Source organism: Streptomyces sp. XH2, from assembly GCF_049725035.1.
Taxonomy (GTDB): Bacteria; Actinomycetota; Actinomycetes; order Streptomycetales; family Streptomycetaceae; genus Streptomyces; species Streptomyces roseoverticillatus.
Genome location: NZ_JBMMMZ010000003.1, coordinates 493643 through 518964 on the forward strand (window position 1 = coordinate 493643; position 25322 = coordinate 518964).

Here is a 25322-nt window from a genome sequence, read left to right on the forward strand (position 1 = left end):
TTCGGCCCCCCGGGCCACTCGGGCCCCCCCCCCCCGCGCCCCCCCCCCCCCCGCGGCCCCCCGGCTCCGGCTTTTACGGTGGTAATGCAGCGCACAATCCGGTGATCGGAGCGCGTCATGATCAAGGGAATTGCCATCACCACCGTCTGGGTCCTCGACCAGGACCGGGCGAAGGATTTCTACACGAACAAGCTCGGGCTGGAAGTCCGCACCGATATGACCATGGGCGGCGAAGAGGGAATGCGCTGGCTCACGGTCGGCGCGAAGTACCAGCCGGACGTCGAGCTCACGCTGATGGTCCCCGGCCCGCCCGGGCTCGACCCGGAGTCGGCCGAGGCCGTGAAGAAACTGGTCTCCAGAGGCGCGCTGGGCGCGGGGGTGCTCAGCACCGACGACATCCACCGCGACTACGAGACGCTCAAGGCCAAGGGCGTGGAGTTCCTGCAGGAGCCCCAGGAGCGGCCGTACGGCACGGAGGCGATCCTGCGCGACGACTCCGGCAACTGGTTCTCGCTGACGCAGCGCAACGAGCAGCTGGACATGGACAAGGCCTGGGGCGAGTGCGTCGACCCGATGTGACCCCGGCTGACGTGACCCGGCCGGATGCGACCCGGGCCGATATGAAGCCGGTCCCTGGCGGTCTGCGTTCCTAGTCCGGCACCTGGATGACCGGGAACGTGCCCGTGTTCGTCGGCGCCGACTCCGGCAGCCACAGCACCGCGATCGCCCCCGTGCCGCCCTCGACCTCCGGGTCGGCGTTGCGGAAGGTCAGGCGCGCGCCCAGGACGCGGGCCTGGCCGACGGCGATGGTCAGGCCCAGGCCGTGGCCCTTGCCCGCACGGTCCTTGCTGCCCGTGCGGAACCGGCTCGGGCCCTCCTGCAGCAGCTCCTCGGGGAAGCCGGGCCCGTGGTCGCGCACCCGCAGCACGCGCCCCTCGACGGTCACGTCGAACGGCGGCTTGCCGTGCTTGGCGGCGTTGGCCAGGAGATTGCCGATGATGCGTTCCAGGCGGCGTGGGTCGGTGGAGACGTAGGCGTCCCGGGCGACCCGTACGCGGGCCTCGGGGCCGAACGCGCGGACGCGGCGCTCGACGAACTCGCCCAGCAGGAGCTCCTGCAGCTCGGCGCGCTCGGCGAAGCCGTCCAGCCGGGCCACCTCCAGGACGTCCTCGACGAGGGTGCGCATGGCCTGCGCCCGGTCGCGGACGAGCTCGGTGGGCCGGCCGGGCGGCAGCAGCTCGGCGGCGGTGAGCAGCCCGGTGACGGGGGTGCGCAGCTCGTGGGCGATGTCGGCGGTGACGCGCCGCTCGGCCTCCAGCCGGCGCTGGAGCGCCTCGGCCATGCCGTCGACGGCGCGCGCCAGGTCGTCCGTCTCGTCGCGGACGCGGCCGCCGATGGCCTCGCGGACCCGTACCTCCGAGTCGCCGTCGGCGAGCTTGCGGGCGGCCGCCGAGGCCTTGCGCAGCCTGCGGGAGAGCTGGTCGCCGATGAGGATGCCGAGGGCGCAGCCGCCGAGGACGACCGAGACCGAGCCGATGATCAGCGCCTTGTCGAGGGCGTCGATGATGGAGAACCGGTCCTTGAACCGGGTGTGGATCGAGAGGATCTTGCCGTTGCGGACCGGCACGGAGGCCCAGACCTCGGGCGAGTTCCCGCCGCCGGAGTCCTGCAGGAAGGTCGCGCGCTGGCCGATGGCGGCGGCGTCGCGCAGCGGCTTGGGCAGCGCGGGGTCGTCGATCTTGGCGTGCAGCATCAGCCGGCCGGTGTTCTCGTAGTACCGCTGGGCGATCTGCACCCGCTCGTCCATGACGTCGCGGCTGTTGTCGAGCATCGACAGGCGGGCGGCGTTGTGCACGACGAGGCTGAGCGCCACCGCGACGAGCGCGCCGACGCCCGCGATGGCGAGGCTGACCTTCCAGCGCAGACCCGAGCGGAGGGCGAGCTTCACCACGAGCCGGTCACCGCGGAACCGGTCACCGCGGAACCGGTTGCCAAGGGGCTGGTTGCCAAGGGGCCGGCCGCCGTGGAGCGGATCGCCTCGGAACCGGCGGCCGTGGAGCGGATCACCATGGGGTGGTCACCCGTGTCACCCTCTGAGCTTGTAGCCGAAGCCGCGGACCGTCTCGATCCGGTCCTGGCCGATCTTGCCGCGCAGCCGCTGCACGTGGACGTCGACGACCCGGGTGTCGCCGCCCCAGCCGTAGTCCCAGACGCGCTCCAGCAGCCGGTCGCGGGAGAGCACCGTGCCGGGCGCCGCGGAGAACTCCAGCAGCAGCCGCATCTCGGTCGGGGTCAGCGCGACGGGCTCGCCGCCCTTGCGGACCTCCATGCCGTCCGTGTCGACCTCCAGGTCGCCGAAGCGCAGCACGCCGCACTCCAGCTCCTCGGGGGCGTCGGCCCCGGCGCCGCCGCCCGGCCCGCTGGCGTGCCCGAAGCGGCGCAGCACGGCCCGTATGCGGGCGACGAGCACGGCGCCGTCGAAGGGCTTGGTGACGTAGTCGTCGGCCCCGGCCTCCAGGCCCAGGACGACGTCGATGGAGTCCGCGCGCGCCGACAGCATGATCACCGGAACGGTCGACTCGTCGCGGATCCGGCGGCAGAGGCTGACCCCGTCCAGGCCGGGGACCATGACGTCGAGCAGCGCGATGTCGGGCTTGCGGGCGCGGAACTTCTCCAGCCCCAGCAGCCCGTCCGGCACCGCGGTCACCTCGAAGCCGTCGCGCTCCAGTGCCAGCTGGGTCGCCTCACGGATGACGTCGTCGTCCTCCACGAAGAGCACATGCGTATCGCCCACGCTGCCCTCAGCCCTCCGTTCCCACGCTCGGGAAGTCGCCCTTGTCGTTGTTCGCGGTCTTGCTGTAGTCGGTGTGCGTGCGCCCGGTCTCCCGGAACTCCGCCCCCGACCAGTGGTACGTCATCACATCCTCGCCCGACGCGCAGCAGACCGCGTCACCGGGCCCGTAGACCTGCTTGGTGACCCGGAGGTCACGGCGGTCGATCTCGGCGTACACCGGCGCCTGCTCGATCATGAACACGTTCTCGTACGAGCCGTCGCCCTTGGCACGGTACACATACGAGCCCACGCCCACGGAATCGCCGCAGGTCAGGATGTTGACGACGATGTCGTCCCGGGAGCCGTCGGTCAGCTTCCCGTAGATCACGTCCAGCGGGTACTGGTCCTTCACGCAGGGCTTCAGGTCCTTCTTGACCTGGGCGCCGATCTTCGGGTCGCCCTTGAGCAGCTTGACCGCGTCGACCTTGTCCTGCGGTCGCTCCGCCGTCGCCGAGGCCGAGGGCATACGGGTCGGCTTCGCCGCCGACTGCGTCTGCGCGGTGCCCTCCTTGCGCACGCCCTCGCTGCCCGCATTGCATCCGGCAAGCAGAAGACCGGCGGCAGCGGCCAGCGCGGTGACCGTGCCGCCGGTGATCAGAACCGGCCTGGGGGGAGCCGCCTTTTTCAGGCTGCGCACCGTTCCTGCCCCCGCTCGTTGCGCTCGAGGGCGTGGAAGTCCAGGTCGCGGCTCTCCAGCTCCTGGCGCAGCCGGGCCAGGGCCCGGTGCAGCGTGCTCTTGACCGTTCCGGTCGACATCCCGAGCGCCTCCGCGGTCTCCTCGGTGCTCATCTGCTCCCAGTGTCGCAGCACGACGACGCTGCGCTGCTTGGGCGCCAGGACACCGAGGATGTCCATCAGCAGCGCGCGGTCGGCGTGCTGCTCCGTGCCGTCCTCGACGCTGGCGTCGGGGAGCTGCTCGGTGGGCACCTCGTCGAGCTTGCGGGCGCGCCACCACTCCGTACGAGTGTTGATCATGACACGGCGGAGGTAGGCGTCGGCCAGCGACTTGTCCGCTATGCCCTCCCAGCGGCCGTAGGTGCGCACCAGAGCGGTCTGGAGGAGGTCCTGCGCGTCGATGGGGTCCGGCACGAGACGGCGGGCGCTGCGCAGGAGCGCGTCCTGACGGTTGCGCACGTACTCCTCGAAGTCCAGAACCTTGCCGCTGCTGGCCATCTCGCAGCCTCCATTCCGCTTGCATTCCCCGCGTCACGCTGGTGGTCTCCCAGCACGAGAAGGACGCTACGGAGGCGCTGTTGCGACGTGATGTGCGGCAGCACTGCGGCTGGTGCACAGCTATCCATAGGTTGTGTAACAGCGTTGCGGGAGCAGGGGCGGTAGGGCGTGAAAAGGGGGCTCTGTCCTGTTCGGGAGGGCCTTTCGGCAGGTCACGGCGGGTCTTGTGACACGGCCGTGTGACGGGCTCTGTGACAGAGGCATGACGAGGCTCCGCCACGGAGGCCCGGTGGCCCGGAGGCACGGGGTTCCGCACCGCGCCCGGCGGCAGCCGTGTGACGGGGGCCGCGCACTACCCCAGCGGCAGCCGGTACGTCCCGTCCGCCAGCGGCTCCACCAGGCCGTCCGCCACCAGTCCGTCCAGCGCCCTGGCCCGCTGCACCGGCTCGTCCCAGACCGCGTCCAGCGCCACCTGCGGCACGGGCTCCAGCGCCTCCCGCAGCACCGCCAGCAGCTTTCCGCGCACCTGCCGGTCCGTCCCCGCGTAGGTCTGGCCGCGGCGCGGCGGACCGTCGTGCGCCGGGGAGCCCGCCGCGCGCCACGCGCACCGGTCGGCGATCGGGCAGCGCCCGCAGACCGGCGTGCGCGCCGTGCACACCAGCGCGCCCAGCTCCATCGTCGCGGCGGCCCAGCGCGCGGCGACCGGCTCGCTCCCGGGCAGCAGGGCGCGGGCCAGCTTGCGCTCGGCCGCCGTCGTCGCGTTCGGCGGGTACTGCGCGCCGCTCACGGCGCGCGCGAACACCCTGCGCACGTTGGTGTCGAGGACCGCGTGCCGCTGCCCGTACGCGAACGAGGCCACCGCCGCCGCCGTGTACTCGCCGACGCCCGGCAGCGCCAGCAGCTTGGCGTGGTCGCTCGGCACCTCGCCGCGGTGCAGCTCCGTGATCGCCGTCGCGGCGGCGTGCAGCCGCAGCGCCCGCCGCGGATAGCCGAGCCGGCCCCACGCGCGCACCGCCTCGCCGGGCGGCTCGGCCGCCAGGTCCGCCGGGCGCGGCCAGCGCGCGAGCCACTGCTCGTACACCGGCAGGACGCGGCTGACCGGCGTCTGCTGCAGCATGAACTCGCTGACCATCACGCCCCACGCGCCGGCCTCCGGGCGCCGCCAGGGCAGGTCGCGGGCGTGCGCGTCGAACCAGTCGATGACCGGTCCGTGGAGCGCGCCGGAGAGGGGCTCGGAGAGGGCTTCGGGCAGGGCGTCGGTGCGGTCTGTCACAGTCATGGCGCTTCCGATCCTGGCACGGCCGCGGGCGGCGGTGAAACGCGCCGGGCCCCGTTCACCCGACTTTCGTCTGACTTTCGTCAGGGGCGCGCGAACGGCCCCGGCTTGTACCGTCGGACCGGTGAGCCGCCGCACGACCACCGCCCCGGCAACGGCCCTGACCAGGGCCGGGACCGGGCTTCCGACCAGGGCCCTGCCCGATGCCCTGCTGTGGGCGGCGCTCACCGCGCCCGGCGTCGCCGCGGACCTGCTCGGCCTGAACGCGCCCCGGCCCTGGTGGCAGACCGCGGCCGGAGCGGCCGTCCTCGCCGTCGCCGTGGCCGTCTCCCGCGCCCGGCCGGTGCTCGCGCTCGGCCTCGCCGCCGGGCTGGGCCTCGCCGCCTCCCCCTCGCTGTTCACGCTCTCGTACGGGCCCGCGCTGTCCGTCCTCGCCTTCCTGCTGGGCCGCCGCTCGGCCCGGACGCGCCCCGTGCTGTACGCCTTCCCGGCCGTCGCGGCCGCGGGCACGGTGCTCGTCCTCGCCCGCCACAACGACCCCGTCGTCGAATGGCTGGTTCTGATCGGCACGCTGCTCTTCGGCGCGGTCTTCCCCTGGCTGGCCGGCCGGTACCGGCGCCAGGCGCGCGAGCTCGTCGCCGCGGGCTGGAGCCGGGCGGCGCAGCTGGAGCGCGAGCAGGAGATCGTCGCGGACCGGGCCCGGCTGCGCGAGCGCGCCCGCATCGCCCAGGACATGCACGACTCCCTCGGCCACGAACTCAGCCTGATCGCCCTGCGTGCCGGGGCCCTGCAGGTCGCGCCCGGCCTCGACGCGGCGCACCGGGCGGCCGCCGCGGACCTGCGCGAGGCCGCCGCGGCGGCGACGGACCGGCTCCGCGACATCATCGGCGTCCTGCGCGACGCCGCCCCGCCCGGGCCCGCGCCGCTGGCCCCGCCGGACGACTCGCTGCCCGCCCTCGTGGACCGCGCGGCGGCCTCCGGCCTGCGCGTGCGCGCCGCGCTGCCCCGTGAACCGGCGCTGCCGCCGCTCGTGGAGCGGGCCGCGTACCGCGTCGTCCAGGAGGCGCTGACGAACGCGGCCAAGCACGCGCCGGGGGCGGCGGTGACCGTCACGGTGGACACCGGGCCGCGGGAGACGCTGGTGACGGTCGTCAGCGGGCCCGCCCCGGAGGGCGGCGCGCCGTCCGCGGGCGGCAGCGGTACGGGGCTGCCGGGGCTGCGGGAGCGGGTGGCTCTCGCGGGAGGCGAGCTCACGGCCGGGACCTCCGCGGACGACGGCGGGTTCACGGTGAGCGCGCGGCTCCCGCACGAGCCGGGGCCCCGGGCCGGGTTCCCGGACGCCGCCCGGGCCGGACGCATGGCGCGCCCGGAGGAGCCCGCGGACGGCAGCCGTGACACCGACGCCCTCGCGCACGCCCGGCGCACCGCCCGGCGGCGGTTCGCCGTCCCCTTCGCCGTCGCGGCCGCCGCCGGTGCCGTCTTCGTCACCGGTGCCTTCGGCTGGTACGCCTACATCAAGGCCCACTCCGTGCTGAAGCCCGCCGACTACGCGGCCCTGCGCGTCGGCGCGCCGTACGCCGACGTCGCGCCCCTCCTCCCGGACCGGCACGTCGCCGACCCGCCGGCCGACCGGGACCCGGCCGCCCCGCCCGCCGGGGCGGAATGCCGCTACTACCGGGCCAGTGGCGAACTCTTCGTCAGCGTCGAACACTTCCGGCTCTGCTTCCGCGACGGTCACCTCGTCGCGAAGAGCCGCATCCCGCGCGCCGGCGCCGCCGGCGTCGTGGAACAGGAGGAGAAGGAATGGCTGCGCTGAACACGGGGACGGACGCGGGGACGGGCGACGTCGTCAAAGTCCTCGTCGCCGACGACGAGGCGATGATCCGCGCCGGCGTCCGCGCGATCCTGTCCGCCGACCCCGGCATCGAGGTCGTCGCGGAGGCGGCGGACGGCCGCGAGGCCGTCGAGGCGGTCCGCGCCCACCGGCCGGACGTCGCGCTGCTCGACATCCGCATGCCGCGCATGGACGGCCTCGCCGCGTGCGAGGAGATCCGCCGGACCGCGCCCGGCACCGCCGTCGCGATCCTCACCACCTTCTCCGAGGACGCCTACATCTCCCGCGCCCTGGGCGGCGGGGCCACCGGCTTCCTCCTCAAGTCCGGCGACCCCTACGAACTGATGACCGGCGTCCGCGCGGTCGCCGACGGCGGCGCCTACCTCTCCCCGAAGGTGGCCCGGCACGTCATCGCCGAACTCGGCGGCGAGCGCCTGACCCGCGGAGCCGCCGCCCGCGCCCGGATCGCCGGCCTCACCGCCCGCGAGCGCGAGGTGCTCGCCCTGCTCGGCGAGGGCCTCTCCAACGCGGGTATCGGCCGTTGCCTGCACCTCGTGGAAGGCACGGTGAAGGGCTACGTGAGCGCGGTCCTCGACCGTCTGGAGGTCGGCAACCGGGTACAGGCGGCGATCGTCGCGTACGAGGCGGGCCTGACGGCCCGGGCCCACGACGAAACCCCCTGAGCGCCGGTTCGGCACCGCCGGCAGCCGGCGTCGTGGCACTTCGCCGTTGCGGCGGAAAGATCTTCGCTGCGGCAGCAGGAGCGCTTGCCCCGGCAAAAGCCGCCCGCCGCGACGGTGAAGCGCCACGACGGCGAGGGTCCGGCGGAATGTGACGCCACCGGCACTGTCGCGCCCCGGCTGGCCCCGCACCGTCCGCCACGGTGAAATGGGCCCATGAACGAGAGCGAACCGCAGCCGCGACCGCCGCGCGACATCCGCGCGGCGCTCGACGCGCACTCGACCCTGACCCTGGCCTACGCCGACGAGGACGGCCCGCAGGCGTGCGCGGTGCTCTACGCCCCCGCCGACGGCGACGACACCGCGCTGCTCTTCGTCACCTCGGTCACCACGCGCCACGGCCGCGCCCTCGCGAGCGGCGCCGCCGTCGCCTTCACCGCCCAGCGTGACGGGCAGGTGTGGACGGCCCTGACGGGGATTCAAGGACGCGGCACGTGCCGCCGCCTGGAGGGCACGGAGCGCGAGGCCGCCTGGCGCGCGTACAGCGAGCGCTTCCCGTACGTCGACCACAACGACCGGCTCCGGCAGGCGATGGAGCGCACCGACCTGTGGGAGCTGCGCCCCTCCTGGCTGCGCCTGATCGACAACGGGCAGGGCTTCGGCCACAAGTCGGAGTGGACCCGCCCCGCGGCCTGACCCCCTCCCGGGGCTACGCCTTCTCCCGGGGGCTACGCCTTCACCAGCACGCGCAGCCGCCCCCGCTCCGCCCGTTCCACCAGCCCCGTGGCGGGCCGTGCGAGCAGCAGCCCGCCGAGCAGCGCCACGGCCGCGCCGAGCAGCAGGCCCGCGGCCACGTCGTGCGGGTAGTGCACGCCGAGGAAGACCCGCGAGAACGCGACGAGCAGCGCCATCGGCAGGACGGCCCACAGGAGCGCCCGCCGGGCGAGGACGATGCCGGTCGCGAGGGCCGCGGCGAGCGTGGCGTGGTTGCTCGGGAAGGACCAGTCGCCGTGCGGCGGGCAGGCCGCCAGCGAGGTGACCGCGCCGTGGACCGCCCGGCACGGCCGCTCCTCGTCCACCAAGCTCTTGACGACCTCGCTGATGCCGTACGCGATCGCCGTGGTGACCGGCACGAGCAGCGCGAGCGCGACGCCGCGCGCCCCCGTGCTCCGGTTGCGCCACCACACGGCGACGGCCACGGCCATCAGCAGCAACAGCCCGGCCTGTGTGCCGATTTCCGCAAGGGTGTGCACCCACTCCGGTGTGGAGCGGGCGAATTCGGTGACGTCGCGATAGAGGTCGTTGTCCACGGTGTCCATGGTTCCGGGAGCCTACGGTCCGTCACTTCCGCGCCACACCGGGCTATCGGCAGGCGTGCGGTAGGACTTTCGTCAGATGGCCGCAAGGGAAAATCGGCATCCGCTGCGGACCGATGATGAGAAAATCCGGCACCCACCCGGCGGGTAGGGGCTGGTGCCCCCGCCGATGTCTCGTAGAGTCTTCGCGTGGGATCACTGCGCAATCCGATCGGGCCGCTTCCCTCCTCCATCTATTGGCGGCGGAGGGCAGTTGCGCTTGGCCTGCTCGGCCTTCTCGTTCTGCTGGGCCTCTGGTTCGTCACCCTCGGGGGTGACGGCGGCTCCGGTGACAACCAGAGCAAGGGCACGGACGGAAAGAACCCGGGCGACAGCACCACCATCACCCCCGGTCCGGTGCCCTCCGGTCCGCACTACAGCCAACGCCCGGGCGGGCGCGGCGAGTCGGGCAGCGCCGGCTCCGGCGGCAGCGGCGGTGACGACCGCCCCGGCGGCGGTACGGGCGCGTCCGGGACCGGCGGCGCCGGTACGGGCGGGGGCGGCACGACGGGGACCGGCGGCGGTGGCGCGCTGGGCACGGGCGACGGCAAGGCCGTGCCGGTCGGCTCGCCCCTGCCCGACTGCTCGCCGGGCGCGGTGCGGCTCGCGATCCGCAGCCTCAAGGACGCCTACCGGCCCGACGAGAAGCCGAAGTTCGAGATCGTGGTGAAGAACTCCGGCGGCAGTGCCTGCAAGGTCAACTTCGGTGCCACCGCATCGATCCTGAAGATCACGCATATCGACGGCGACGACCGTGTGTGGGCCTCCGACGACTGCCCCCGCGCCACGGGCCCGGTGTTCGTGGAACTCCCCGGTTCGGGTGAGACGAAGCGCACCGTGGAATGGGACCGCAAGCGCAGTGCCCCGCACTGCGCGACGCCTTCCGGCGACGGGGCGGCGGGCACCGGCAAGTACCGGGCCGAGGTCAGAATTGCGGGCGTCACCGAAAAGGTGGAATTCACCCTGGAGAAGGACTGACGGCCGGACGTACGACGGGACCCCCGGCCGGGCGAATCGCTCCGGCCGGCCATGCCGGCTCCGGCTGACGATGCCGCTGCGGCTGGACGTACCGCCGGCCGGCGGCCGGAGGCGCCGCTGGGCTTGGACGTACCGCTGGGCTGGACGTACCGCCGGCCGGTGGCCGGAGGTGCCGCTGGGCTAGACGTACCGCTCCAGGATCGAGGACTCCGCCAGCCGCGACAGCCCCTCGCGGACCGAGCGGGCGCGGGCCTCGCCGACCCCGTCGACCGTCTGCAGGTCGTCCACGCTGGCGGCCAGCAGCTTCTGCAGCCCGCCGAAGTGGTCGACCAGCCGCTCTATGATCGCGCCCGGCAGCCGCGGCACCTTCGCCAGCAGGCGGTAGCCGCGCGGCGACACCGCGGAGTCCAGCGTCTCCGGGGAACCGCTGTAGCCCAGGGCGCGCGCCACGATGGGCAGTTCGAGCAGCTCGGGGTGGGTGAGGGAGTCCAGCTCGGACAGGGCCTCGGAGACCGTACGGGTGCGCTTGGCGGTCGGCTCCGGGACGTAGTCCCGCACGACGAGGTCGCGCTCGGGCTCGACGCCGGCGATCAGCTCGTCCAGCTGCAGGGAGAGCAGACGGCCGTCGGTGCCCAGCTCCACCACGTATTCCGCGATCTCCGTGGCGATGCGGCGGACCAGCTCCAGGCGCTGGCAGACCGCGGTCACGTCGCGGACCGTCACCAGATCCTCGATCTCCAGGGCGGACAGGGTGCCCGCGACCTCGTCCAGCCGGAGCTTGTAGCGCTCCAGGGTGGCCAGGGCCTGGTTGGCCCGGGAGAGGATCGCCCCGGACTCCTCCAGGGTGCGCCGCTCACCGTCCACGTAGAGGGCGATCAGGCGCATCGACTGGCTGACCGACACCACGGGGAAGCCGCACTGGATGGAGACGCGCTGCGCCGTGCGGTGCCGGGTGCCGGTCTCCTCGGTGGGGATCGACGCGTCCGGCAGGAGCTGCACGCCCGCCCGCACGATCTTGGTGATGTCCTTGTCGAGGATCAGGGCGCCGTCCAGCTTGCACAGCTCGCGCAGGCGCGTGGCACTGAACTCCACGTCCAGCACGAAACCGCCCGTGCACATGGACTCCACCGTCTTGTCCATGCCCAGGACGATCAGGCCGCCCGTATTGCCGCGGAGGACGCGCTCCAGGCCGTCGCGCAAGGCCGTGCCGGGCGCGACGGCGCTCAGCGAGGCGCGCATCAGACCGTCGGCACCGGAGGAACCCCCGGCCTTGCCGGGGCCCGATGCCCGGTCGTTGGCTGCCACTGCACTCCTCCGGTCGCAAGGTCAACGGTGCCGCAGCCCGCCCGGTTTTCCGTACGTACGGGCGAGACCAGGGCAAAGTCTACTGGCGTGTTCGGGCGCCCAGCCTATTAAAGAGGGCCCCCTCACGCTTGAACAGGGCCGACAGGGCTCTCCCCGGCCGGAGCGTCCGACCCGGCTCGGCGCCGGTTCTCCCGGGGTACCCGCTTGGGGAGCACTCGAAGCGCCTCGCCTATGTCGGCGACCTCCAGGACGCGCATGCCGCTCGGCACCTTCCCCGGATCGCCCGGCACCAGCGCGTGCGTGAAGCCCAGCCGGGCCGCCTCCGCCAGCCGCCGCTGCACCCCGGTGACCCGCCGGACCTCACCGGCCAGGCCCACCTCGCCGATCGCCACCAGGTTCTTCGGCAGGGGGGTGTCGCTGGCGGCACTGGCCAGGGCCAGGGCGACCGCCAGGTCCGCCGCGGGCTCCGACAGCTTCACGCCGCCCACCGTCGCGCTGTAGATGTCCCGCTTGCCGAGCGCGCTGATCCTGCCCCGCTGCTCCAGCACCGCCAGCATCATCGACACCCGCGACGTCTCCAGGCCGGACGTCGTGCGGCGGGGCGAGGGGATCTGCGAATCGACCGTCAGCGCCTGCACCTCGGCCACCAGCGGCCGGCGGCCCTCCAGCGTCACCGTCAGGCACGTGCCCGGGACGGGCTCGTCGCGGCGGGTGAGGAACAGGCCGCTCGGATCGGCCAGACCGGTGATGCCCTCGTCGTGCAGCTCGAAGCAGCCCACCTCGTCCGTCGCCCCGTAGCGGTTCTTCACGCCGCGCACCAGCCGCAGGCGCGCGTGCCGGTCGCCCTCGAAGCTCAGCACCACGTCGACCAGGTGCTCCAGCAGGCGCGGGCCCGCGATCGCACCGTCCTTGGTGACGTGACCGACCAGGAGCGTGGCCATGCCCCGCTCCTTGGAGGCCCGGATCAGGGCGCCCGCCACCTCGCGCACCTGCGCCATGCCGCCCGGGGCGCCGTCGATCTCCGGCGAGGCCACCGTCTGCACCGAGTCCAGGATCAGCAGGGACGGCTTGACGGAGTCGAGATGCCCGAGCACGGCCGCCAGATCCGTCTCGGCCGCCAGGTACAGGTGGTCGTCGATCGCGCCGATGCGGTCCGCCCGCAGGCGCACCTGGCTTGCCGACTCCTCACCCGTCACGTACAGCGTGCGGTGCTCCTCGGAGGCGGCCTTCGCCGCCACGTCCAGCAGGAGCGTCGACTTGCCGACGCCCGGCTCGCCCGCGATCAGCACCACCGCGCCGGGCACGAGCCCGCCGCCCAGGACGCGGTCCAGCTCATCCACGCCCGTGCTGCGCGCGGTGGCCTGGCGGCCGTCAACCTGGCCGATGGGCAGCGCGGCGGTGGACACGCGGCCGGGCGCGGTCGTCCGCACCGCGGGCGCGCCGAACTCCTCGACCGTGCCCCACGCCTGGCACTCGGGGCAGCGGCCGAGCCACTTCACCGTGGTCCAGCCGCACTCGGTGCAGCGGTAGGAGGGCCGGTCCTTGGCGGACGAGCGTGCGGTACGGGCAGCCATGCGAGCCACCGTAGCGGGACCCACTGACAACGCAGCCGGCCCGGTCGGCCCGGCCCACCCCGGCCCCGCACGACGGCCCTCCGGAACGGCGGTCTTTTACCAGAACCCGGAAGCCGTCCCTTCGCGCTGTTCCTGCTGCCCGGAGCCCCTCTCCCCGGAAACACAGGAGGGACGGGGCAGCAGTGTCCCCATTTTGTGGGAGAACGTCACCCGAATGGGTTAAACCTGGGTCGGCAGTGGCAGCAACGGCCCGTCACCCGCCTACCGTCGCCGGGATGATGACCAGGAGGCCAGAGCACCGCCCGCACGCCACCGGCGCGCATCGCGCACACCGCGGTGCGCCGCGCGAGGCCCGCGCGCCTCGGGACAATCAGACCGCTCAGCCGGGGTGCGAGGCGGAGACGGCGGCGCCGGCCGTCCGCGAGGCGGCCCGGAGCCGCGGCCCCGCGGCCCCCGCCGCGCCCGGCCCGCACGCGACCCTCACGCAACAGCCGCCCCTGAAGTACGACCCCCACCTCGACGGGCTCTTCACCTACTGCCTGTCCGTCCTCTGCGAGCACGACGCCGCGACCGCCGCCCTCGGAGAGGTCCTCGCCCTCGCCGAGAAGCGCGCCGACCGCGCCCCCGCCGCCGAGGACCTGCGCCGCCCCTGGCTCTACGCCCTCGCCCGCTGGGCCTGCCTGCGCCGCCTCGCCGCCGGCGCGGCCGCGGGGGAGGCGCCCGCGCCGCCCGACCCGCGCCGGCGGGCCGAGCTCGCCCTGCTCGCCTGGCCCGAGGCCGCCGGGACCACCGCCGAGCAGCGCGAAGCGCTCGAACTGGCCGTCCGGCACGGCCTCACCGGCTCCGAGGTCGCCGCCGTCCTCGGTCTGGAGACCGACGCCGCGCGGGCCCTGCTGTCCTCCGCGGCCTGCGAGGTCGAGCGCACGCGCACGGCCTTGGCCGTCGTCGAGGCGGGCCGCTGTCCCGTCGTGGGCCCCGGCGCGGGGGGGGCCCCGGTGGGGGGAGGCGCGGGCCGGGGGCGGGGGCGGGGGGGCGGGGCCCCGGTGGGCCCGGGGGGGGGGGCCCACGCCCAGGTGCTGCTCGGCGCGGCCCTGCGGCGCGAGCTCGTCCGGCACGTCGACGACTGCGCCGACTGCCGCCGCACCGCCGAGCGGGCCACCGCCGGGGAGCCCTGGCCCGGCACCGCCGCCTCCTCCGCCCCGCTGCCCGTCCTCGAAGCCCCCAGAGCCGACGCGTACGCCGCGATGCTGTCCGCGGCGGGCGCGGGCGGCCGGCAGCGCGGGGCCCACGCGCCCGCAGTGCCGCGCTTCGACCGGCGCGGCTATCCCGTCGACCCCAAGGACCGCACGGCGCGGCGCGGCCGCCTGCGCAGCCGGGCCGTCACCACGACCGTCGTCGTCACCGTCGTCGCCGCGCCCGTGCTCGCCCTGTGGGCCGCGTGGCACGCCGCGCCGGAGACCGGGGAGTCGCACCCGGAGGCCGCGGCCGTCTCCTCGAAGGAGGCCGGCGGCGTCAGCGAACGCCCCTACCGGGGGCCCGGCCCCGCCCCGCGGCCCGTCGGCACGGGCAGCGCGCCCGGGCGCCTGGTCACCGAGGTGTCGGTCGCCGTCATCGGCCCCGACGGCCGGCCCGTACCGCCACCGCAGGCCGGCAGCGCCCCGCCGTCCCCGGCCGGCGGCACCGCCGGGCTGCCCGCCCCCGGCGGCCCGGCCGCCCCGGGCGACCCGGCGCCCGGCCCCGGCAGGCTGACGGTCAGCGCCCAGCCCAGCGGCACCGCCACGATCGTCACGCTCACGGCGAGCGGCGGCCGGGCGGTGGTGTGGTCCATGACGGCCGACGCGGCCTGGCTGCGGCTGAGCAAGCCGGGCGGGGTGCTGCAGCCCGGGCAGACCACCACGGTCGTCGTCGAGATCGACGCGGAACGCGAGCCGGTGGGGCCGTGGCGGGCCCGGGTGGTCATCGCCCCGGGCGGCACGACGGTGACGATCGAGGGCCGCGGCCGCCCGGTCGTCTCCACCCCGGCGGCCACCCAGTCCCCGACGGCTCCACCATCGCCTACGGCGCCTTCGCCTTCGGCGGCGGGCTGAGCCGGTGGTGCCTGCCCGCTACGGCGCCTTCGTCCTCGGCGGGCTGAGTCCGGCGGCGCCTGCTCGCTTCCGGCCCGGGCCGCCCCCGTCGACCCCGGTGGGCCCGACGCCGCAGGGCCGAGCCCGCCGAGGGCGACGGCGCCGCCCCGACGGCCGGGAAAAGCGGTCCGTTTCCCTCCGGGGCGGCCCGCTCACCCCCGCCGCGACGGCGCGCGACCACGATGCCGCGGTCCGGCGGTGCCCGGCCGGCCTGAGGCATGTACGGCAGCGCCGGTCACCGCCGTGACGACTGATCGCCGCTGCGGCGGTTCCGGGGCGCGGGGTCGCGGCCGAAGGCGCGGGACCCCAGCCGAGGCGGCGGTCCGCATTCCGGCCGGGCCGGGTGCCTACGGGCGCGCCCCGGGCGCAGGGTCCGCCGGATGCGGAGCCATCGGCAGCAGCGCGGCCAGTCGCTCCTCGCAGAGCTCGGCCAGCCGCTCGTAGCCCTCCTTGCCCATCATCTCCGTGAGCTCGGGCCGGTACGTGACGTAGACCGGCTCGCCGGCTCCGTGCGCGGACGTGGCCGAGGTGCACCACCAGTGCAGGTCGTGGCCGCCCGGGCCCCAGCCCCGGCGGTCGTACTCCCCGATGGAGATCTGCAGCACGCGCGAGTCGTCCGGCCGGTCGATCCAGTCGTACGTGCGCCGCACCGGCAGCTGCCAGCAGACGTCCGGCTTGGTCTCCAGCGGCTCGCGGCCCTCCTTGAGGGCCAGGATGTGCAGGGAGCAGCCCGCGCCGCCCGCGAAGCCGGGCCGGTTCTGGAAGATGCAGGAGCCCTTCCAGCGGCGCGTCTGCCGGTCCCCGTCCTCGTCGAGCTGCGTCCAGCCGGAGTCCGTGCCCACGTCGTGGAACTGCCAGATGTCGGGCGTGAGCCGCGCCACGTGCCCGGCGACGCGCTTCTCGTCGTCCTCGTCGGAGAAGTGCGCGCCCAGGGTGCAGCAGCCGTCGTCGGCGCGCCCGGCCTGGATGCCCTGGCAGCCGCTGCCGAAGATGCACGTCCACCGGGAGGTCAGCCAGGTCAGGTCGCAGCGGAAGACCTGCTCGTCGTCCGCCGGGTCGGGGAACTCGACCCAGGCGCGGGCGAAGTCGAGCCCGACCTCGTCGGAGTCGGCATGGGAAACGGGCGCGATCTGCTGATCGCGCTTTTTGCCCGGCTTGCCTTGCCCGCCCTGCTTGCCCTGCTTGGCCTTCTTCGTCTTTGCCACCCCTCCAGCCTATGCGCCCCGGACAGCCGCAGTAGCGTTCAGGCCATGAGACTCGGTGTCCTCGACGTGGGTTCGAATACGGTCCATCTGCTCGTGGTGGACGCGCACCCGGGCGCGCGCCCCCTGCCCGCCCACTCCCACAAGGCCGAGCTGCGCCTCGCCCAGCTCCTCGACGAGGACGGTGCGATCAGCGACGCCGGGATAGACCGCCTGGTCGCCGTCCTGCAGGACGCCCTGCAGGCGGCCGAGGACAAGGGCTGCGAGGACGTCCTGCCGTTCGCGACGTCCGCCGTCCGCGAGGCCTCCAACGCGGACACCGTCCTGGCCCGGGTGCAGAAGGAGACGGGCCTCACACTGCCGGTCCTGACCGGCGAGGAGGAGGCGCGCCTGACCTTCCTGGCCGCCCGCCGCTGGTTCGGCTGGTCGTCCGGAAAGCTGCTGGTGCTCGACATCGGCGGCGGCTCCCTGGAGATCGCGTTCGGCATGGACGAGGACCCGGACGCCGCCGCGTCCCTCCCGCTCGGTGCCGGCCGCCTCACCTCCGCGTGGCTGCCCGGCGACCCGCCCGACCCCACGGACGTCCGCGCCCTGCGCCGCCACGTCCGCGCCCAGATCGCCCGCATCGTCGGCGACTTCGCGCGGCTCGGCGCGCCGGACCACGTCGTCGCCACGTCCAAGACCTTCAAGCAGCTCGCCCGCATCGCGGGCGCCGCCCGCTCCACCGAGGGCCTGTACGTGCAGCGCGCCCTGACCCGGCGCGCCCTGGAGGACTGGGTGCCGCGGCTCGCCACGATGACCGCCGACCGGCGCACCCAGCTGCCCGGCGTGTCGGAGGGCCGGGCGCACCAGCTGCTCGCGGGCGCCCTGGTGGCCGAGGGCGCGATGGACCTGTTCGGCGTGGACGAGCTGGAGATCTGCCCGTGGGCGCTGCGCGAGGGCGTCATCCTGCGCAGGCTGGACCACCTGCCGGTGGCGCCGCAGAACTGAAGCCGGCCGGATCCGCGACCGGACCCGTAGCCGGGCCGGCGGCGCCGGAAGCGCGGCCGGGAGTGCCGCCGGGAGCGGATCCACCACAGCGGCCGCGGGCGGACCCGCCACATCGGAGGTACCCGCCCGCCGTACGAGAGGCGGTCGTACGCTGTCCCTCGTGACAGAGCCAGTGGTGCGCATCCCGGATGCGAAGGTCGCGCTGTCCACGGCCTCGGTCTACCCCGAGTCGACGGCGACGGCCTTCGAGATCGCCGCCCGCCTGGGCTACGACGGCGTCGAGGTCATGGTGTGGACCGACCCGGTCAGCCAGGACATCGAGGCGCTCCGCCGCCTGTCCGACTACCACCAGGTGCCCGTCCTCGCCGTGCACGCCCCCTGCCTGCTGATCACCCAGCGCGTCTGGTCGACCGACCCCTGGGTCAAGCTCCAGCGCGCCCGGGCGGCCGCCGAGAAGCTCGGCGCGAGCACGGTCGTCGTCCACCCGCCGTTCCGCTGGCAGCGCGGCTACGCCCGCGACTTCGTCCGCGGCATCTGGCGGATGGCCGAGGAGACCGACGTCCGCTTCGCGGTCGAGAACATGTACCCGTGGCGCTACCGCGACCGCGAGATGCTCGCCTACGCGCCCGACTGGGACGTCACCAAGGACGACTACCGGCACTTCACGGTCGACCTCTCGCACACCTCCACCGCCCGCACGGACGCCCTCGCGATGATCGACCGGATGGGCGACCGGCTCGCCCACATCCACCTCGCCGACGGCAACGGCTCCGCCAAGGACGAGCACCTCGTGCCCGGCCGCGGCAAGCAGCCCTGCGCCGAGGTGCTGGAGCGCCTCGCCACCCGCGGCTTCGACGGCCACGTGGTGATCGAGGTCAACACCCGCCGCGCCATGTCCGCGGCCGAGCGCGAGGCCGACCTCGCCGAGGCCCTCGCCTTCACCCGGCTCCACCTGGCCTCGCCCACCGGCGTGCCGCGGCCGTGACCGCCGCAGCCCCCGGCGGCGCCGGAACCCCCCGCAGACGCGGCCGCCCCGCCCGTACGGAGGCGGGTAGCGGCCCCGGCGCCCGCGAGCGCATCCTCGCCGCCGCCCGCGCCGAGTTCGCCGCCCGCGGCTACGACCGCGCGTCCATCCGCGCCATCGCCAAGGGCGCGGACGTCGACCCGGCGCTCGTCCACCACTACTACGGCCCCAAGGAGCAGATCTTCGCGGCCGCGATCGAGACGGACTTCGCACCCGCGCTCGAAGCGCCGGGCGTCATCCAGGCCGGCGGCCCGGACGCCCTGGGGGAGCGGCTCACCCGCTTCATCCTCGGCGTCTGGGAGAACCCGGCCACCCGCGAACAGCTCCTCGCGATCGTCCGCTCGGCCGTCGCCAACGAGACCGCCGCCGCGGTCTTCCGCGACCTCGTCACCCGCAGGCTCATGACCCGCATCGCGGGCGAGCTCGACGTCCCCGACGCGAAGCTGCGCTCGGAGCTGGCCGCCGCCCAGCTCGTCGGCGTCGCCATGCTGCGCTACGTGATCAAGGTCGAGCCGCTGGCGTCGGCGGACCTGGAGCAGGTGGTGGCGATGGTGGCGCCGGCGGTGCAGCGGCACCTGGCGGGGGACGGCGCGCAAGAGCGCGCGTAAGTGCTCGCGTAACTACCACTGCGGTGGCCGCTTGAGTACCACCGCAGGCTCGCGCAAGTACCACCACAGGCTCGCGCGAGTACCACCGCCTCGTGGACCCGTGTCTCACATGGCGGAGAAGCCGTCCGCCCCCTGGAGTACGGGCGTAGGCTCGAAAGACACCGCTACGGCGGAGGAGAGGCGCCGGCGCGACGGCGCCCACGCACTGCGAGGAGTGGAGCAGGATGCCCGAGCTGAGGTCCCGCACCGTCACCCACGGCCGCAACATGGCGGGCGCCCGCGCCCTCATGCGGGCCTCGGGCGTAGCGAGCGAGGACATCGGCAAGCCGATCATCGCGGTGGCCAACTCCTTCACCGAGTTCGTCCCCGGCCACACCCACCTCGCACCGGTCGGCCGGATCGTCTCCGAGGCGATCAAGGCGGCGGGCGCCGTGCCCCGCGAGTTCAACACCATCGCCGTCGACGACGGCATCGCCATGGGCCACGCCGGCATGCTCTACTCGCTGCCCTCCCGCGACCTGATCGCCGACTCCGTCGAGTACATGGTCGAGGCCCACTGCGCCGACGCCCTGATCTGCATCTCCAACTGCGACAAGATCACCCCGGGCATGCTGATGGCCGCCATGCGCCTCAACATCCCCGTCGTCTTCGTCTCCGGCGGCCCCATGGAGGCCGGCCAGGCCACCCTCGTCGACGGCACGGTCCGCAAGCTCGACCTCATCAACGCCATCGTCGACGCGGTCAACGAGAACGTCTCCGACGAGGACGTGCTGCGCATCGAGGAGAACGCCTGCCCGACCTGCGGCTCCTGCTCCGGCATGTTCACCGCCAACTCCATGAACTGCCTCACCGAGGCCATCGGCCTCTCCCTGCCGGGCAACGGCTCCGTCCTCGCCACGCACACCGCGCGCAAGGCCCTCTACGAGAACGCCGCCCGCACGGTCGTCGAGATCACCAAGCGCTACTACGAGGACGGCGACGAGTCCGTCCTGCCGCGCAACATCGCCACCCGCGCCGCCTTCGACAACGCCATGGCCCTCGACATCGCCATGGGCGGCTCGACCAACACGATCCTCCACCTCCTCGCCGCCGCGCAGGAGGCCGGGCTCGACTACGACCTGAGCGACATCGACGCCGTCTCGCGCCGCGTCCCCTGCCTGGCCAAGGTCGCCCCCAACGTCGCCCCCGGCGGCACCTACTACATGGAGGACGTCCACCGCGCGGGCGGCATCCCCGCCATCCTCGGCGAGCTCTACCGCGCCGGCCTCCTCAACGAGGACGTGCACACCGTCCACTCGCCCGGCATCAAGGAGTGGCTGGAGGCCTGGGACGTCCGCGGCGGCTCGCCGACCCCCGAGGCCGTCGAGCTCTGGCACGCCGCCCCCGGCTGCGTCCGCTCCGCCACCGCCTTCTCCCAGTCCGAGCGCTGGGAGTCCCTGGACACCGACGCGGCCGGCGGCTGCATCCGGGACGCCGCCCACGCCTACTCCAAGGACGGCGGCCTGGCCGTCCTCAAGGGCAACCTCGCCGTCGACGGCTGCGTCGTGAAGACCGCCGGCGTCGACGAGTCGATCTGGACCTTCGAAGGTCCGGCCGTCGTCTGCGAGTCGCAGGAGGAGGCCGTCGACAAGATCCTGACCAAGTCGGTGAAGGAGGGCGACGTCGTCGTCATCCGCTACGAGGGCCCGCGCGGCGGCCCCGGCATGCAGGAGATGCTCTACCCGACGTCCTTCCTCAAGGGCCGCGGCCTCGGCAAGGCCTGCGCCCTCGTGACCGACGGCCGCTTCTCGGGCGGCACGTCGGGCCTGTCGATCGGGCACGCCTCGCCGGAAGCCGCCTCGGGCGGCACGATCGCGCTGGTGCAGGACGGCGACCGCATCCGCATCGACATCCCGAACCGTTCCATCGAGCTCCTCGTCGAGGAGAGCGAGCTCGACGCGCGGCGCGCGGCGCTGGGTGGCACGTACGCCCCGAAGAACCGCGAACGCAAGGTCTCGGCGGCGCTGCGCGCGTACGCGGCCATGGCCACGAGCGCGGACCGGGGCGCGGTGCGGGACGTCAGCCGCCTGGGCGCCTGACGGCGGGTCGGCCTGACGGCGGGTCGTCGGGTCGTCCGGTCGGTGGGCCTACGGAGCCGAGGTCCGGCCCGGCACCGCCGGGGATGTTGCCGATGTTGCTCGCCGTTGCGGCGGATGAGAAGGCGCGGGCCCCGTACGCGGCCGGTTGCTCGCCGGAGTGGTTGCAAGGCGCGCCGTGGCCACCTTGCATCCGCCGCAACGGCGCTCAGCCGCAACGGCGGGGACCGGCGGTGCCGAGCGGAGCACAGCCCGTCCCTGGGCAGCGGGCTGAGCCGCACCCCCTGCTGGCTGCGGCAAGGCGCTCAGCCGGCGTGGCGGTGCCGAGCGGAGCCCTGCCGGCGTCGGGTGAGCGCCGGTCGCGTCAACGCCAGCGCCCCGGATCGCGGGCGCTGACCGCGAAGACCTTCCCGTCCGGCGCCGTGCCGAAGACCTTCCCGTCCGCCGCGACGGGCGCGGGCGGCAGATCGAGGTAGCCGCGCCCGGCGCGGGCCGGCCGCGGGGCCGTCTGGCCGAGCAGCGCCCCCTTCGCGGTGTCCACGGCCAGGAGACGCCCGTCCGCCGCCGAGAAGTACACGCGGTCGCCGTCGGCGGCCACCAACGCGGACGCGTTCGCCACGGACGTGTCCAGCCGCCACAGCTGCCTCTTCTCACCCACAGCGGTGAGCCCACCGTCCGTGGACAGCAAATACACCGCACCGCCCCGCGCCACCGCACTCGCCACGTTGAGCGGCGCACCGAGCGGCACCCGCGTCTCCCGCCGCGTCCCCGGGTCGTAGCGGACGACGGCCGCCACCCGGTTGTCCCGGTCGGGCGCCGTCAGGAACAGCGCACCGCCCGTCCCCGCGCCGACGGCCGTCAGATCACCGTCGGCCGTCCGCTCCCACAGCGTCGTCCCGCGCTCCGGATCCAGCGCGAGGATCCGCGTCCGGTGCTGCCCCTGACCGGCCGGGGCCACGGCGTACACGAGCCGGCCCGGCCCGCCGGCACCCGTGCCGTAGAAGGAGAACACCGGCTTGGAGCGCCCCGGCAGGCCGAGCCCGTGCTGCCAGCGCTGCTTGTTCGTGCCGCCGTCGACCGCCGTCACCGTTCCGTCCGCGGCGACCAGTAGCACGGTGTCCCCCGCGTGGTAGACCCGCCCGGGGTACGCGGAGACGTCCCGCGTCCAGCGCGGCTCGCCCGTCGACGGCTCCAGAGCCGACAGCTTCCGGCCGTCCGGCGACAGGACGTGGACGAGCCCGCCGGAGACGACCGGGGCGGGCACGGGCCCGGTCTCACCGCCGCCGGCCGGGACAGCCGCAGAAGAAGCAGAGGAAGCAGAAGAAGACGCATCCGCAGAGGAAGACGCGGACGCCGACGCGGACGCAGACGTGGCGGCGGTCTTCCGCCAGACGACGTCCCCACCGGAGGTTTGAATACGAACCGCCTGCAGACCGCGCGCGGAACAGTAGAGCGCTTCCCCTCCGTACGCGCACGCCCCCGTCGCACCGTCCGGCACCGGCACCTCCCACGGCCGCCAGTCCGCGGAGGCGACCGTCGGCCGCGTCTGCAGGGGCCGCTCCGCGTCACCGCCCCGACTCAGCGCCCATGTCCCGCCCGCCACCAGGGCCGCGGTCGCCACACCGGCGGAAACGAGCCACGGCATACGCCGCCGCCGTCGACGACGCGGGACGGAGCCGGGCGCCGGGGCGGGCGCCGAGGCGGGGGTGGCGGTGCCGGGCGACACCTCGGCGTCCTGCCGGGGCGGAGGGACGCGCACATGCGTGGGGACGGAATCGTCCGGGACGGAGACCTCGACCCGGCGCGCCCCGCCCTGCCGCAACTCACGCGGCAGCCGAGCCATGATCGCGTCCGGCGTCGGGCGCTGCTCCGGGTCCTTCGCCAGGCAGTCCTGGATCAGCGGTACGAGATCGGCCGGCACGCCCGTCAGATCGGGATCGGTGTGCACGACCTGGTACGCGACGATGTACGGGCTCTCGGACTCGAACGGCCCCCGCCCGGTCGCCGCGTGCACGAGCAGCGACGCCAGCGCGAACACGTCCGCCGCGGGCCCCACCTCCCGCGGCCGCTGGAACTGCTCGGGCGCCATGAACGGCGGCGTCCCGATCAGCTTCCCCGTCTCGGTCCGCAGCTCGCTGTCGTACGGGCGCGAGATCCCGAAGTCGATGACCTTCGGGCCGTCCTCGGCCAGCAGCACGTTGCTCGGCTTGAGGTCCCGGTGCACGACCCCGGCCCGGTGGATGTCCCGCAGCGCCTCCGCCAGCCCGGCCGCCAGGCGCCGCACTTCCTCCGGGGCGAGAGGACCGTTCCGTTTCACCCGCTCGGAAAGCGTGGGGCCGGGAATGTAGAGCGTCGCCATCCAAGGGCGTTCGCCATCGGGATCCGCGTCCACCACGGGCGCGGTGAATGCGCCGCTCACCCGCCGGGCGGCCGCCACCTCCTGCCGGAACCGCGCTCTGAACTCGGGGTCCACCGCGTATTCGGCGTGCACCACCTTGACCGCGAGCCGCAGTCCCGAAGCGGAACGCGCCAGATGCACCACGCCCATGCCGCCGGATCCGAGGCGCCCTTCCAGCCGGTACTCACCGGCATAACCCGGATCCTCCGCTTCCGGTCCCGTTCCGGCACTGCGCAGCGGCGGCATTCCCCCACCCCCGTTGTCTGTCGGCCGCCAAAAGCGCGGCGTCCGGAGCCTAATCGATGGCATCCGGCATTCCCGGGAGGCGTGCCGCGCCTTGCTAGCCTGCACATGACATTGCATGTCTTTGATCTACACAGCAGCGATCAACGCATCATTGATCGACGGTGAACGCGTAAACGGGGGAGGGCCGCATGGCCACCAGTGAGATCAACGAGAACGAGTCCTCGAACCTGTCGGCCCGCTCGGCGGCCGCCACGGTCTACTACCCCATCGCTCCCGGCCAGCAGGTCAACGTGCGCCGCGGCCCGAACACCGGCAGCCAGATCGTCCGCGTCCTCCCCGAGGACTCCCGCGTCGCCATCCGCTGCCAGACCCGCGGTGAAACGATCACGGGTCCCTACGGCACCACCGACATCTGGGACAGCATCGCTCCCGGGCAGTACGTGTCGGACGCCTACGTGAAGACCGGCAGCAGCGGCTTCGTGACGATCCGCTGCTCCTGAGCCGTTCAGCGCCCGGTCGACATAATCGAGGTATGAGCGACGAGCAGGGAGCAGGGCCCCAGCCGGAACCCATCAGGTTCTACGGCACCACGTGGCTGAATCACGACGGTGGATACGGGCTGCGGCGAGCCGGCACCTGCATCGGTGCGCTGGCCGCGGCAGCGGCGGGAGCCCTGGTCCTGCGCTTCGGCTACGAGGGCCTGGCCATCGCCAAGGTCGGCGGCCTGGTCAACACCATGGTGGTCGTCGCCTTCGCGGTGTGCAGCGCCCTGGCCTTCCGCCGCACCTGGGAACGCTTCGGCCGCCGCCCCGACCCCGCGGCCGACCCGCACGCCGAGCGGTCGATGCAGAGCCTGATGATGATCGGCTTCATCGGCGCCCTCCTCGCCTACGCCTTCCGTACGTTCAAGGAGGCACCGGGCGAGGAGCTCCACCGCCGGGAGTACGAGGAGGCCGTCGCGCGGTACGAGCGGCGGACCGAGCGGAAGGGCAAGGGCAGGCGCAAGCGGTAGGCGCCGTCACCCGGCCCGGGCGGGCCGAGGGGGTGGCAACGAGGCCCCGAAACCTCGTGTAGTGTTCTCCGAGTTGCCACGGGGTCCGCAAGGACAACGGGGCAGCGATCGAGCCGCACCGGCGGCACTCACCACTGCACGGCCCCTGAACGGGATGAATTTCGGCATGCCGGAATTCGGATCGGGAAGGCCCCAGGCTCCGATTAGGAGCCGCCGGGGAAATCCGCTAAAGTAGTGAACACGCCGGAAGGCGCGAAAAACCCCGCTCCAACAGGGGGCCGGAAACGGAATTCGGACCGGAAACGGACCGGAAAACGGATCTGGTAAGGTTGGAAACAACGAAGGGAAGCGCCCGGAGGAAAGCCCGAGAGGGTGAGTACAAAGGAAGCGTCCGTTCCTTGAGAACTCAACAGCGTGCCAAAAGTCAACGCCAGACTATAAAATACCCCGTCTCCGGTCTGTATAGATCGGGACGCGGTTCCTTTGAAAGTCCTGCCGGTCCTTCGGGGCTGACAGGCAACACAGCGAGGACGCTGTGAACGACCGGGACTATTCCTCCTGGTTGTTCCGCTCAACGCGAGTGTCACACCGGATTACCGGTAAACATTCACGGAGAGTTTGATCCTGGCTCAG

The 25322-nt window shown here is 73.8% G+C and carries 22 protein-coding genes; 12 read left to right on the forward strand and 10 right to left on the reverse strand.

The genetic code is table 11. The features are described from left to right. Nucleotides 1-117: 117 nt before the first annotated feature. The gene (locus tag ACOTKD_RS09320) at nt 118-579 is read left to right on the forward strand and encodes a VOC family protein (protein ID WP_424888368.1); all 462 of its coding nucleotides are present in this window, start codon (nt 118-120) and stop codon (nt 577-579) included. A gap of 70 nt (nt 580-649) precedes the next feature. Here the strand turns inward: ACOTKD_RS09320 and cseC are convergent, their stop codons facing one another. The 5 genes from cseC to ACOTKD_RS09345 all read right to left on the reverse strand — a co-directional run bounded on the left by cseC (nt 650) and on the right by ACOTKD_RS09345 (nt 5285). Further along, on the reverse strand, nt 650-1951 hold the full coding sequence (gene cseC / locus ACOTKD_RS09325) for a two-component system sensor histidine kinase CseC (RefSeq protein WP_424888369.1): 1302 nt from the start codon (nt 1949-1951) through the stop codon (nt 650-652). 135 nt (nt 1952-2086) lie between these two features. After that, on the reverse strand, nt 2087-2794 hold the full coding sequence (gene cseB / locus ACOTKD_RS09330) for a two-component system response regulator CseB (RefSeq protein ID WP_424888370.1): 708 nt from the start codon (nt 2792-2794) through the stop codon (nt 2087-2089). Nucleotides 2795-2801: 7 nt separating this feature from the next. Continuing rightward, nucleotides 2802-3470 carry a hypothetical protein gene (locus tag ACOTKD_RS09335; protein WP_424888371.1) on the reverse strand — a complete coding sequence of 223 codons (669 nt, stop codon included), beginning with the start codon at nt 3468-3470 and terminating at the stop codon, nt 2802-2804. After that, nucleotides 3458-4006 carry a SigE family RNA polymerase sigma factor gene (locus ACOTKD_RS09340; protein ID WP_043189586.1) on the reverse strand — a complete coding sequence of 183 codons (549 nt, stop codon included), beginning with the start codon at nt 4004-4006 and terminating at the stop codon, nt 3458-3460. Before ACOTKD_RS09340 ends, ACOTKD_RS09335 begins: the two co-directional genes overlap by 13 nt. A gap of 352 nt (nt 4007-4358) precedes the next feature. Beyond that, nucleotides 4359-5285: an A/G-specific adenine glycosylase gene (locus ACOTKD_RS09345; protein WP_424888372.1), complete on the reverse strand. Its 927-nt coding sequence runs from the start codon at nt 5283-5285 to the stop codon at nt 4359-4361. 121 nt (nt 5286-5406) lie between these two features. On the opposite strand from ACOTKD_RS09345, the gene ACOTKD_RS09350 reads away from it, so the two are divergent. The 3 genes from ACOTKD_RS09350 (at nt 5407) to ACOTKD_RS09360 (ending at nt 8492) form a co-directional block, all read left to right on the forward strand. Further along, nucleotides 5407-7098 (forward strand): sensor histidine kinase, encoded by a 1692-nt coding sequence (locus tag ACOTKD_RS09350; protein ID WP_424888373.1) that lies wholly within the window; start codon nt 5407-5409, stop codon nt 7096-7098. Continuing rightward, nucleotides 7086-7799: a response regulator transcription factor gene (locus ACOTKD_RS09355; protein WP_424888374.1), complete on the forward strand. Its 714-nt coding sequence runs from the start codon at nt 7086-7088 to the stop codon at nt 7797-7799. The genes ACOTKD_RS09350 and ACOTKD_RS09355 overlap by 13 nt, the downstream gene beginning before the upstream one ends. Nucleotides 7800-8012: 213 nt before the next feature. After that, the gene (locus tag ACOTKD_RS09360; protein ID WP_424888375.1) at nt 8013-8492 is read left to right on the forward strand and encodes a pyridoxamine 5'-phosphate oxidase family protein; all 480 of its coding nucleotides are present in this window, start codon (nt 8013-8015) and stop codon (nt 8490-8492) included. Between the two features lie 32 nt (nt 8493-8524). Here ACOTKD_RS09360 and ACOTKD_RS09365 read toward each other — a convergent pair whose 3' ends face one another. Next, the gene (locus tag ACOTKD_RS09365) at nt 8525-9115 is read right to left on the reverse strand and encodes a phosphatase PAP2 family protein (RefSeq protein ID WP_424888376.1); all 591 of its coding nucleotides are present in this window, start codon (nt 9113-9115) and stop codon (nt 8525-8527) included. Nucleotides 9116-9301: 186 nt separating this feature from the next. Between ACOTKD_RS09365 and ACOTKD_RS09370 the strand changes: the two genes are divergently transcribed. Next, nucleotides 9302-10129: a hypothetical protein gene (locus tag ACOTKD_RS09370; RefSeq protein WP_424888377.1), complete on the forward strand. Its 828-nt coding sequence runs from the start codon at nt 9302-9304 to the stop codon at nt 10127-10129. A gap of 180 nt (nt 10130-10309) precedes the next feature. On the opposite strand, the gene disA is transcribed toward ACOTKD_RS09370, so the two are convergent. Next, nucleotides 10310-11434: a DNA integrity scanning diadenylate cyclase DisA gene (disA, locus tag ACOTKD_RS09375; protein ID WP_106682209.1), complete on the reverse strand. Its 1125-nt coding sequence runs from the start codon at nt 11432-11434 to the stop codon at nt 10310-10312. Nucleotides 11435-11556: 122 nt separating this feature from the next. Then, nucleotides 11557-13008 (reverse strand): DNA repair protein RadA, encoded by a 1452-nt coding sequence (gene radA, locus ACOTKD_RS09380; RefSeq protein WP_106682208.1) that lies wholly within the window; start codon nt 13006-13008, stop codon nt 11557-11559. A 278-nt stretch (nt 13009-13286) separates the two neighbouring features. On the opposite strand from radA, the gene ACOTKD_RS09385 reads away from it, so the two are divergent. Beyond that, nucleotides 13287-15095: a BACON domain-containing protein gene (locus tag ACOTKD_RS09385; protein ID WP_424888378.1), complete on the forward strand. Its 1809-nt coding sequence runs from the start codon at nt 13287-13289 to the stop codon at nt 15093-15095. Between the two features lie 386 nt (nt 15096-15481). Here ACOTKD_RS09385 and ACOTKD_RS09390 read toward each other — a convergent pair whose 3' ends face one another. Beyond that, on the reverse strand, nt 15482-16339 hold the full coding sequence (locus tag ACOTKD_RS09390; RefSeq protein WP_424888379.1) for a hypothetical protein: 858 nt from the start codon (nt 16337-16339) through the stop codon (nt 15482-15484). A gap of 45 nt (nt 16340-16384) precedes the next feature. Between ACOTKD_RS09390 and ACOTKD_RS09395 the strand changes: the two genes are divergently transcribed. The 4 genes from ACOTKD_RS09395 (at nt 16385) to ilvD (ending at nt 21036) form a co-directional block, all read left to right on the forward strand. Further along, a complete protein-coding gene (locus ACOTKD_RS09395) occupies nt 16385-17326 on the forward strand; it encodes a Ppx/GppA family phosphatase (RefSeq protein ID WP_424888380.1) in 942 nt (313 codons plus the stop codon). A gap of 160 nt (nt 17327-17486) precedes the next feature. Further along, the gene (locus tag ACOTKD_RS09400; RefSeq protein ID WP_211264891.1) at nt 17487-18311 is read left to right on the forward strand and encodes a sugar phosphate isomerase/epimerase family protein; all 825 of its coding nucleotides are present in this window, start codon (nt 17487-17489) and stop codon (nt 18309-18311) included. After that, nucleotides 18308-18958 carry a TetR family transcriptional regulator gene (locus ACOTKD_RS09405; RefSeq protein WP_424888381.1) on the forward strand — a complete coding sequence of 217 codons (651 nt, stop codon included), beginning with the start codon at nt 18308-18310 and terminating at the stop codon, nt 18956-18958. The genes ACOTKD_RS09400 and ACOTKD_RS09405 overlap by 4 nt, the downstream gene beginning before the upstream one ends. Before the next feature lie 224 nt (nt 18959-19182). Continuing rightward, nucleotides 19183-21036: a dihydroxy-acid dehydratase gene (ilvD, locus tag ACOTKD_RS09410; RefSeq protein WP_424888382.1), complete on the forward strand. Its 1854-nt coding sequence runs from the start codon at nt 19183-19185 to the stop codon at nt 21034-21036. Between the two features lie 361 nt (nt 21037-21397). On the opposite strand, the gene ACOTKD_RS09415 is transcribed toward ilvD, so the two are convergent. Beyond that, nucleotides 21398-23677, reverse strand: a complete 2280-nt coding sequence (locus tag ACOTKD_RS09415) for a protein kinase domain-containing protein (protein ID WP_424888383.1) — start codon at nt 23675-23677, stop codon at nt 21398-21400. Between the two features lie 188 nt (nt 23678-23865). Between ACOTKD_RS09415 and ACOTKD_RS09420 the strand changes: the two genes are divergently transcribed. Both ACOTKD_RS09420 and ACOTKD_RS09425 read left to right on the forward strand, forming a co-directional pair. Beyond that, nucleotides 23866-24177: an SH3 domain-containing protein gene (locus ACOTKD_RS09420; protein WP_424888384.1), complete on the forward strand. Its 312-nt coding sequence runs from the start codon at nt 23866-23868 to the stop codon at nt 24175-24177. 32 nt (nt 24178-24209) lie between these two features. Continuing rightward, the gene (locus tag ACOTKD_RS09425; RefSeq protein ID WP_424888385.1) at nt 24210-24689 is read left to right on the forward strand and encodes a hypothetical protein; all 480 of its coding nucleotides are present in this window, start codon (nt 24210-24212) and stop codon (nt 24687-24689) included. Nucleotides 24690-25322 lie beyond the last annotated feature (633 nt).